8 protein-coding genes are annotated in these 8,402 nt (G+C 68.7%); 4 read left to right on the top strand and 4 right to left on the bottom strand.

The genetic code is table 11. From position 1 onward, the window contains the following. The first annotated feature begins 265 nt into the window (after positions 1-265). Both MJ785_RS14225 and MJ785_RS14220 read left to right on the top strand, forming a co-directional pair. On the top strand, positions 266-1,060 hold the full coding sequence (locus MJ785_RS14225) for an oxygenase MpaB family protein (RefSeq protein ID WP_239381283.1): 795 nt from the start codon (positions 266-268) through the stop codon (positions 1,058-1,060). 32 nt (positions 1,061-1,092) lie between these two features. Next, entirely contained in the window at positions 1,093-1,794 is a 702-nt protein-coding gene (locus tag MJ785_RS14220; RefSeq protein ID WP_239381281.1) for a hypothetical protein, read from the top strand. A gap of 64 nt (positions 1,795-1,858) precedes the next feature. Here MJ785_RS14220 and MJ785_RS14215 read toward each other — a convergent pair whose 3' ends face one another. Beyond that, the gene (locus tag MJ785_RS14215; protein ID WP_239345781.1) at positions 1,859-2,701 is read right to left on the bottom strand and encodes a PD-(D/E)XK nuclease family protein; all 843 of its coding nucleotides are present in this window, start codon (positions 2,699-2,701) and stop codon (positions 1,859-1,861) included. A gap of 335 nt (positions 2,702-3,036) precedes the next feature. Here MJ785_RS14215 and MJ785_RS14210 point away from each other — a divergent pair, with 335 nt between their 5' ends. Continuing rightward, positions 3,037-3,321, top strand: coding sequence for a chorismate mutase (locus tag MJ785_RS14210; protein WP_239309544.1), 285 nt, complete (start codon positions 3,037-3,039; stop codon positions 3,319-3,321). 191 nt (positions 3,322-3,512) lie between these two features. Here the strand turns inward: MJ785_RS14210 and MJ785_RS14205 are convergent, their stop codons facing one another. Further along, a complete protein-coding gene (locus tag MJ785_RS14205; protein ID WP_239309542.1) occupies positions 3,513-4,094 on the bottom strand; it encodes a DUF1003 domain-containing protein in 582 nt (193 codons plus the stop codon). Continuing rightward, positions 4,091-5,440: a magnesium transporter MgtE N-terminal domain-containing protein gene (locus MJ785_RS14200; RefSeq protein WP_370651510.1), complete on the bottom strand. Its 1,350-nt coding sequence runs from the start codon at positions 5,438-5,440 to the stop codon at positions 4,091-4,093. The genes MJ785_RS14205 and MJ785_RS14200 overlap by 4 nt, the downstream gene beginning before the upstream one ends. A gap of 328 nt (positions 5,441-5,768) precedes the next feature. On the opposite strand from MJ785_RS14200, the gene MJ785_RS14195 reads away from it, so the two are divergent. Next, entirely contained in the window at positions 5,769-6,965 is a 1,197-nt protein-coding gene (locus tag MJ785_RS14195; protein WP_239309538.1) for an acyl-CoA dehydrogenase family protein, read from the top strand. Positions 6,966-7,019: 54 nt separating this feature from the next. Here the strand turns inward: MJ785_RS14195 and MJ785_RS14190 are convergent, their stop codons facing one another. After that, complete coding sequence (locus MJ785_RS14190; RefSeq protein WP_239309536.1) at positions 7,020-8,306, bottom strand: TerD family protein; 1,287 nt, start codon at positions 8,304-8,306, stop codon at positions 7,020-7,022. Positions 8,307-8,402: the final 96 nt, after the last annotated feature.

Here is an 8,402-nt window from a genome sequence, read left to right as displayed (position 1 = left end):
CCGCACCCCGGCCCTGCTTCTTGATCCACACCATCATCATCAAACACTCTAAGTAAATATAATAATACATAAAGCACCGGTCACATCCGACCGCCCCGCATATGCGACACTATCTGAAGTCATTTGACTTCATAGAGTTCCGAACACGCGTCTGAGTGGGGATGTGCGAGTGGTTGACCAACAGCATGCGGCAGGCCCGACCACGCCATCGGACGCAGGGGCGACCCGATCGGACAGGGATACCGGCCTGTTCGGTCCAGGCAGTGTGACCTGGCGGGTACACGGCGATCCGGGCATGGCCATCGCCGGGATCCGGGCGCTGCTCCTCCAGGCGGTGCACCCGCTCGCCATGGCTGGTGTCGCCCACCACTCCACCTACCGGATCGACCCGTGGGGACGCCTGCGGCGGACCGTCGAATACGTCGACACGATCACCTATGGAAGCACGGAATCCGCGCATCGTGCGGCCGCCCGGGTGCGCCGGGTGCACGCGGGCGTCCACGGCGTGGAGGCGGGCACCGGCCGGCCGTACCGGGCCACCGATCCCGAACTGCTGCTGTGGGTACACGTGAGCGAGGTCGAGTCCTTCCTCAGCACGACACGCCGGTGCGGGCTGGCGCTCACCGACAAGCAGGCCGACACCTACTTCGCCGAGCAGATACGCGCGGCCGAGCTCGTCGGCATCCCCGCGTGTGACGTCCCGTCCAATCGAGCGGAGGTCGAGCGTTACTTCACCCGGATGCGGCCGGGGCTGCGGGCCAGCGCGCAGTCCCGGGAGGCGGTCGGCTTCATCCTGCGCCCGCCGATGCCCCGGTGGGTGACGCTGGCCACCCCCGCGCGGCCCGGCTGGTCCGTACTGGCCGCGATCGCGGTCGGGATGCTGCCCCGCTGGACTCGCCAGCTCTACGGGCTGCCCGACACCGCCGCGGTGGACCTGACCGCCTCGGTATGCGGCAGAGCGACACGCGCCGCGCTGCTCAGGCTGCCACGCTCGCTCTACCAGGCACCCGGTGCCGCCCGGTGCGCATCCCAGCCGAAGATCCCCCACCAGAGGACGTAACGATCTGACAAATACTGGTTAGTCTGCTGTTCGTGGCTCAGCTCCCCCGGGTGGCGGTGCTCGGCGGCGGGCGGACCGCCGGTGTGACCGTCTCCGCGCTCGTCGACTCCGGCCTGCCCGCGCACCTGTTCATCGGCGACAGGATTCATCCGGTCGACGTTCACCCGGATGGCCTTTGCGCGGATGGCCTTCACCCGGATGCGGCCGGTCGCCGCCCCTTCGACATCCAGGACAACGAGCGGCAGGTAACGCGCTGGGACGTCGTGGTGCTCACCGATGACCTCGACGATCTCGTGCCCGGATCGCCCGCCATGTCATCATCGCTGTTCGGAGGTGTCTTCGACCCGGAGACCGAAGGAGTCTACCGGTGTGGCCGCCTCCCGCGCCTTGGCGCCGCGCCGGCTGGGCCGGTGGCTGTCGCCGACGCCGTTCGGCTCGCTGACGCGCAGAGCCGCTGGATCGGCGAGTACCTGCGTGGCCGCTACCTCCTGCCGCCGCGGTCAGCCATGCTGGCAGCGGCCGGGCTGAGGCCTACCAGACGGACAGCGACCGGCTCCGCCAGCTGGCCGCGCCCACGCTCCGAAGCCCTTCACGCCCGCTGGCTTCGGGCGCCAGGGCAGACCGCTGTGCGGGGCTACCTGCGCTGGCTCGGCGCCGAGCTGCGCCGCGGCCGGGCGCGGGCAGCCGAAGGCGGGTATCCGCTGCCCGTGCCCTCCCTGATCGCGGCCAGCTGACGGAGGCCTCCCACCAGCCCGCGAGGCCGTCGTCAGCGCGGATTGCCGTCAGCGCGGATTGCTGTCAGCTCAGATCGTCGTCAGCGACGGCGTCCCACGGCTGGCGGTCGGGAGCGGCCGCAAGCCCCTCGGGACAATGCCGCCGGTAGTCGCACCAGGAACACAGCGGACCCGGCTGCGGCGGGAAAGCCGTGTCCAGTGCGGCACCGGCCCGCAGCGACGCACCGGCGCGTTCGGCATCGTCCGCCAGGGCCTCGGCACGGCGCAGATGACGGCCCAGCGAGCTCTGGTCGTGCTCGGCTGCCAGCACGGCGCCAGTGGGAACATGGTGCAGCTCGACCCGCCAGCACGGCCGCCGCAGTGTCCTCGACGCCGCGAGCGCGTACAGGGCGAGCGGCTGGGATGCGCGGGCGTCGTCCTCGGTGAGCGGCCGACGGCCGGTCTTGTAGTCAACGACGACGAGCGCACCGTCACGGTCGTCGAGCCGGTCGACCCGTCCGGACAGGGCCAGCCGTTCGGTGCGGGCGGCCACCTGGCGTTCCACCCCCATCGGTTCACCCGCCGGATCAAGGCCGGCCACGTACCGCCCGACCATCTCAGCCGCCCGCTCCCGCCAGCGAACCGACTGGTCGCTGTCCCGCCAGCCGTCGGGTATCCACCCGAGGCGGACGAGATGCGCCGCACGGGTCGGGGTACGGCGTGTCATCGGCTCGTTCCACCAGGCTCGCAGGGCGTTGTGCACGCTGGAGCCCATCGAGTTGTGGGCCCACGGCGGGCCTTTCGGTGGCGCCGGGCGGTCCAGGTAGGCCATCCGGTAACGGCGCGGGCAATCAGCGAAGGCGGAAAGTTTCGACGGCGTGCACACGAAAAGTCGCCGCGGCATACCGTCCAGCTGCAACTGGTCCACGACATGATCCTGTCACTTGGCCACCGGCCCGCTACCACCGGCCCACGGCAGCCAGCCCGCTACCGCCGGCCCACGGCAGCGACCATGTCCATACAGCGGTAACCGGACGACCACTGGACGGCAGCATTCTCCTCTGGCATGCTGTCGAACGTGACCGGTACATCAGACCTTCGCGCGTATGGCGCGGGCAGATCGCCGGATCACTTTTACCAGGGGCCGGGCTTGGCCCCTGGGCTGCCACGCGACTGATCGCGACGCACCGAGACCAGCCGGCCCGGACTCACCCGGGCTTGTGAGGCTCCGGGACGGTCGGGCCACGAACGAAAAGGGCCCAGATGACACGGGAAGCGCTCAACTCTGTCACCTCCGCGCCGACTATTTCCTCCATCGAGGACGGCCGATCGGCTATCGACAAGATCGACGCACAGCTCCGGGCGCTCGTCGGGGCACGCCTCGATGTGTCCCGCCAGATTCAGGCGCTGCGGTCCGCGGACGGTGGCCCGCGGATCGAGCACTCCCGGGAAAACGAAATCATCGCGACCTGGTCGGGAGAACTCGGACCGCGCGGAGTCGAAATCGCACTGTCTATTCTTACTCTCTGCCGCGGATCTCTTACCTAAAATCATCGGGATTTCATCCCGGCGCGGCGCGCCCGGCAGCAGCGGCAGGGGTGTAGATCAAAAAACGGGATTGGGGTGCGTGCCCCAGCCCCGCGATAACCCCGCGATACCGCGTCCCCTGTTGCCGGGCGCTCGTAGCTCTTCCGTTATTCCTCTATATCCTCCGCCGGGTCAGGTATTCCTCCGCCGGGTCAGGCTCGCCGGTCGGCGGTATTACGGCGTTCGGAGCGCCGTGCCGGCGAGCCGGCGCCGCGCCGCTGTCCGCCGTCGGCGTCCTCACCGACGCCGACGGGCTCAGCCAGCAGCGCCCGCAGTTCCGCCCGCAGCTCCGAGCGCAGGTAGTCGCGGGTCGCCAATTCACCGATCTTGACACGTACCGCCGCTATCTCGCGGGCGAGGTATTCGGTGTCCTCGCGCTGGCGGCTGGTCTGGTCCCTGTCCTGGGCGAGGTTCGCCCGGTCCCGGTCGTCCTGCCGGTTCTGCGCCAGCAGGATCAGCGGCGCCGCGTAGGCCGCCTGCAACGACAGCGCCAATGTCAGGAAGATGAACGGATAGTTGTCGAACCGCAAGTCAGATGGCATGACGACGTTGTAGCCAATCCAGGCTACAACGACCACGCTCTGTAGCACAAGGAAGCGCGCGGTTCCGATGAACCGGGCGATCCGCTCGGCGACCCGGCCGAAGGCATCCGGCTCGGCGGGCCGGCGAGCCAATGCTGACCGGCGCGACGGACGTGGCTGGTCAAGCCGGCCCGCCCCGCGGCGAAACTTCATGATCCGAACCCGCTCAGGCCGTTGTCGCGCCCGGCCCGCCCCCCTGGCGGCCCAGCGCTCCCGGCATTCCCGGCATTCCCGGCGCTACCGGGGGAATCGCTTTGAAGATCATCGAAAGCCCCCACGCGGGCGTCCCCATCCAGGTCCCGTTCCCGCCAGTTAGCCGGCAGCATGTGGTCAAGAACATCGTCAACGGTGACCACGCCGACCAGCCTGGCCGACTCGTCCAGTACGGGGACGGCCACCAGGTTGTACGAGGCGAGCAGACGAGTCACCTCCGGTAGCGGCGTCTCCGGGCGCAGCGGGGTGATGTCGATGTCGATGACGCCTCCGACGAGTGTCCCGGGCGGCTCCCGCAACAGCCGCTGGAAGTGCGCAAGCCCCAGGTAACGTCCGGTCGGGGTCTCGAACGGCGGCCGGACGACGTAAACCTGCGCGGCCAGGGCCGGTGACAGCTCTGGCGCCCGCACCCGCGCGAGTGCCTCGGCAACAGTCGCGTTCGGGCCAAGAATCACCGGCTCGCTGGTCATCAGCCCACCGGCGGTGTTGTCCGGGTAGACGAGCAGCCGGCGCACCGGGGCCGCCTCCCGCGGCTCCATCAGCCGCAGCAGGCGCTCGGCCTCCTCGGCCGGCAGGTCCCCCAGGAGGTCGGCGGCGTCATCGGGCCCCATCGCCTCCAGGATGTCAGCCGCCCGATCATCGGCGAGCCCGCCGAGCAGCTCGATCTGCTCGTCCTCGGGCAGCTCCTCCAGGACGTCGGCGAGCCGCTCGTCGTCGAGGGCCGCGGCGACCTCGGCCCGGCGTTTACGAGAAAGGTTGTGCAGCAGCGAGGCGAGATCCGCGGGACGCAGCTTCTCGAACGCCGCGAGCAGGTTCGCCGCGCCCTGGCCATCCTCGGGCAGCGAAACACCGGTGATCTCGTCCCAGGAAACCGTACGGACCTCGCCACGCCGTCGCCGGCCGGTCCGTACCGCCACCTGGTCGAGCACCCAGTCACCGCCACGGATCGGTTCGATCGCCGCGTCCACCACAGTGACCAGCGCATCGGTCGCGACCAGTGTCACCTGCCGGTCCAGGAGCTCGCCGAGCACGAGGAGCTCGCCCGGACGCTGCGCGAACCGGCGCCAGCTCAGCCGGGCCGACGAGAGCACGACCGCACCCGACTCCACCCCGGTCACCCTGCTGATCGGCACGAAGATAGGCCGGCGTTGCACCTCGACGGCGAGCCCGAGGACGCGCGGCGGTTCGCGGCCGAGCCGTAGGGTGACGACCACATCACGGACCCGTCCGACCACATCACCATTAGGATCAAGGACGAGCAGGCCTGCCAGCCTGCGGCAGTACAGCCGAGCCGGTGCCGTGGTCACCGCGTGAGGCTACCTCCGCCATGAGCCGTCCCGAAAAATCCAGCCGGCGACGGCATACACGATCTCCGCGCGCCCATGCCGGCCACCGGCAGGCCGGCTCGTCCGCCGGCTCCGCTCGCGCGTGACCCCGAATGCCGCGATACTGCTCATACGTGCGGGACAGCTGAGGTGCAATGGCCGCGGCCGGCAGCCGCGATTGATATGGCTGATACGCGGATGTCTGTCAGCGGGGCAGGCGGCAGACCAATCAGCGGAACAGTCGGCAAATGCCGGGCGCCGGTGACAGCGGAGAAGGGAAACGGACACGATGGGCAGGATCGCGCAGACCGACGGTCTGACCGATGTTCAGGCCGACATTCTGTCGGCCGTGCGCACGTTCGTCGACAAGGAGATTCTGCCGTACGCCACCGAGCTGGAGCACAAGGACGAGTTCCCCGAGGCGATCGTCGAAGCCATGAAGGAAATGGGGCTGTTCGGGATCACCATCCCGGAGGAGTACGGCGGGCTCGGCGAGTCGCTCCTCACCTACGCCCTGGTCGTCGAGGAGGTGGCCCGCGGCTGGATGAGCGTCTCAGGTGTGATCAACACACACTTCATCGTCGCCTACCTCCTGCTCCAGCACGGCTCCCCCGAACAGCGGCGGCGGCTCCTGCCGAAAATGGCGACCGGTGAGGTCCGCGGCGCGTTCTCGCTGAGCGAACCGGGCTGCGGTTCGGACGTGTCCGCCATCACCACCCGGGCCACCCCCGACGGTGACGACTACCTCATCAACGGCCAGAAGATGTGGCTGACGAACGGCGCCCGCGCCGGCCTCGTCGCCACTCTCGTCAAGACCGACGAAGGCGCCGACTCCGTCTACCGGAACATGACGACCTTCCTGCTGGAAAAGGACCCGGGTTTCGGCACCAACGCGGGCATCACGATTCCCGGGAAAATCGACAAGCTTGGTTACAAGGGTGTCGAGACCACCGAGATGGTGCTGGACAACCACCGGGTCCCCGCCTCGTCGATCCTCGGCGGCGTCGACGGCCGTGGCAAGGGCTTCTACCAGATGATGGACGGTGTCGAAGTGGGCCGGGTCAATGTCGCGGCCCGCGCGTGCGGCATCATGATCCGGGCATTCGAGCTGGCGATCGCCTACGCCCAGCAGCGCCGCACCTTCGGCAAGCAGATCGCCGACCACCAGGCGATCGCCTTCAAGCTGGCCGAGATGGCGACGAAGGTCGAGGCCGGCCATCTGATGATGGTGAACGCCGCTCGCAAGAAGGACAGCGGGCAGCGCAACGATGTCGAGGCCGGTATGGCCAAGTATCTTGCCAGCGAATACTGCCACGAGGTGACCACCGATTCCTTCCGCATCCACGGTGGTTACGGCTACTCCAAGGAGTACGAAATCGAGCGGCTTTTCCGGGAAGCGCCGTTCATGCTCATCGGTGAAGGCACCTCCGAGGTGCAGAAGCGCATCATCAGCCGGGCGCTGCTCAAGGAGTACAAACTCCCGTAGCGGGTGAAGCTGCCGGGCGCGCGAGCACGAATTCTCCGCGCGCCCGGCAGCCCACTACAGGTACTGTTTGGACGGCCCTACCATCGCGCGCACGGTCTTGCCGTCATGGAACTCGCCGATTGCCGTCATGGTCCAGTGCGGTCCGCCCTGTTGACGTGCCACCTTGCACATGACCAGGCCGGTGTGCGGTTTTGACTCGGACAGGTCGAAACGGACCAGCTCGGCACCGGTGAAATCGTCGACCAGCCGGCAGAAGGCGTTGCGGACCTCGGTGAAATGCTGGCCCTGAAAACTGTTCACGGTGAAGACCAGCGCCTCGATGCTGGCCGGGAGCGCCGCGAGGTCGACGAAAATGGTCTCGTCGTCGCCCTCGCCGCTGCCGGTGAGGTTGTCCCCGGAATGGCGCACCGCGCCGCGGGCGCCCTTCTTCGACATGAACCACACCTTGTCGACGTCCTTGCCGCGGCCGTCGAACAGGATGCAGGAGGCGTCCAGGTCGATCTGGCGGCCGCGGTGGGCCGGATCCCAGCCCAGGGCCATCCGTACCCGGGTCAGCGGCGCGGCCCCGGTCTTGACCAGCGAGACGCTCTGGCCCTTGTGCAGCGAGACCCGGCCCTTGTCGAGGTTGACGGCCGGCGCACCGGTGACCGGCGGCGGGGACTGCTGCTGGCCGGGCCGCGGCGGTCCCCAGGCCTGCGGCGGCCCCCAGGAGCGCGACTGCTGAGCCGGGGCGGCGGACGACTGTGGCGAGCCTCCCCAGCTCTGGGAGTGCGGTACGGGCGCCGCTGGGGACGACGGCTGCGCGGGCGGCACGTAGAGCTGGGTGGGAGCCTCATCCACCGCCCCCGGCTCATCCACCGTGATCCCGAAATCGGTGGCGATGCCAGCAAGGCCGGAGGCGTAGCCCTGGCCCACCGCCCGCACCTTCCAGGCCCCCTGGCGCCGGTACAACTCGACGAGTATCAATGCCGTCTCAACGGTCAGCCCGACCGGGTCGAAACGGGCAAGCTCCGCTCCCCCCGGATCCCTGACAACGACCTGCAACCGCTCGACCGTGGCGAAGGCCGGCGGGCCGGACCCGTCCAGGCTGCCGGTGATGACAACCTTATCGATATCGGCGGGTACCTGTGCCAACGCGAACTCAAGCGCGGCGGGCGGAAGAAGGCGGACCCCAGGGCCGGTGGGCTGGTTGAAGAACACGAAGTCGGCGTCCGAGCGGACCTTGCCGCTCGCCGTCACCAGCAGCGCGGCTATGTCCAGCGGAGTCGACGAGATGATCTCCACTCGTACCTCGGTGATGGGCAGCGATGCGTTCGCGCCTTTGCTCAGCACCTGTGCCATGGCGGCCTCCGCGGCTGGATTGCTTGGGGCCTCCAGCCGCACGCAACAGCCGTGACCGCGCGGCCTTTGGAACACCTCGGGGTGGGGCGTTCTTAG

Source organism: Protofrankia sp. CiT1, from assembly GCF_917627335.1.
Taxonomy (GTDB): domain Bacteria; phylum Actinomycetota; class Actinomycetes; order Frankiales; family Frankiaceae; genus Protofrankia.
This window is presented reverse-complemented; position numbering and strand designations above follow the sequence as displayed.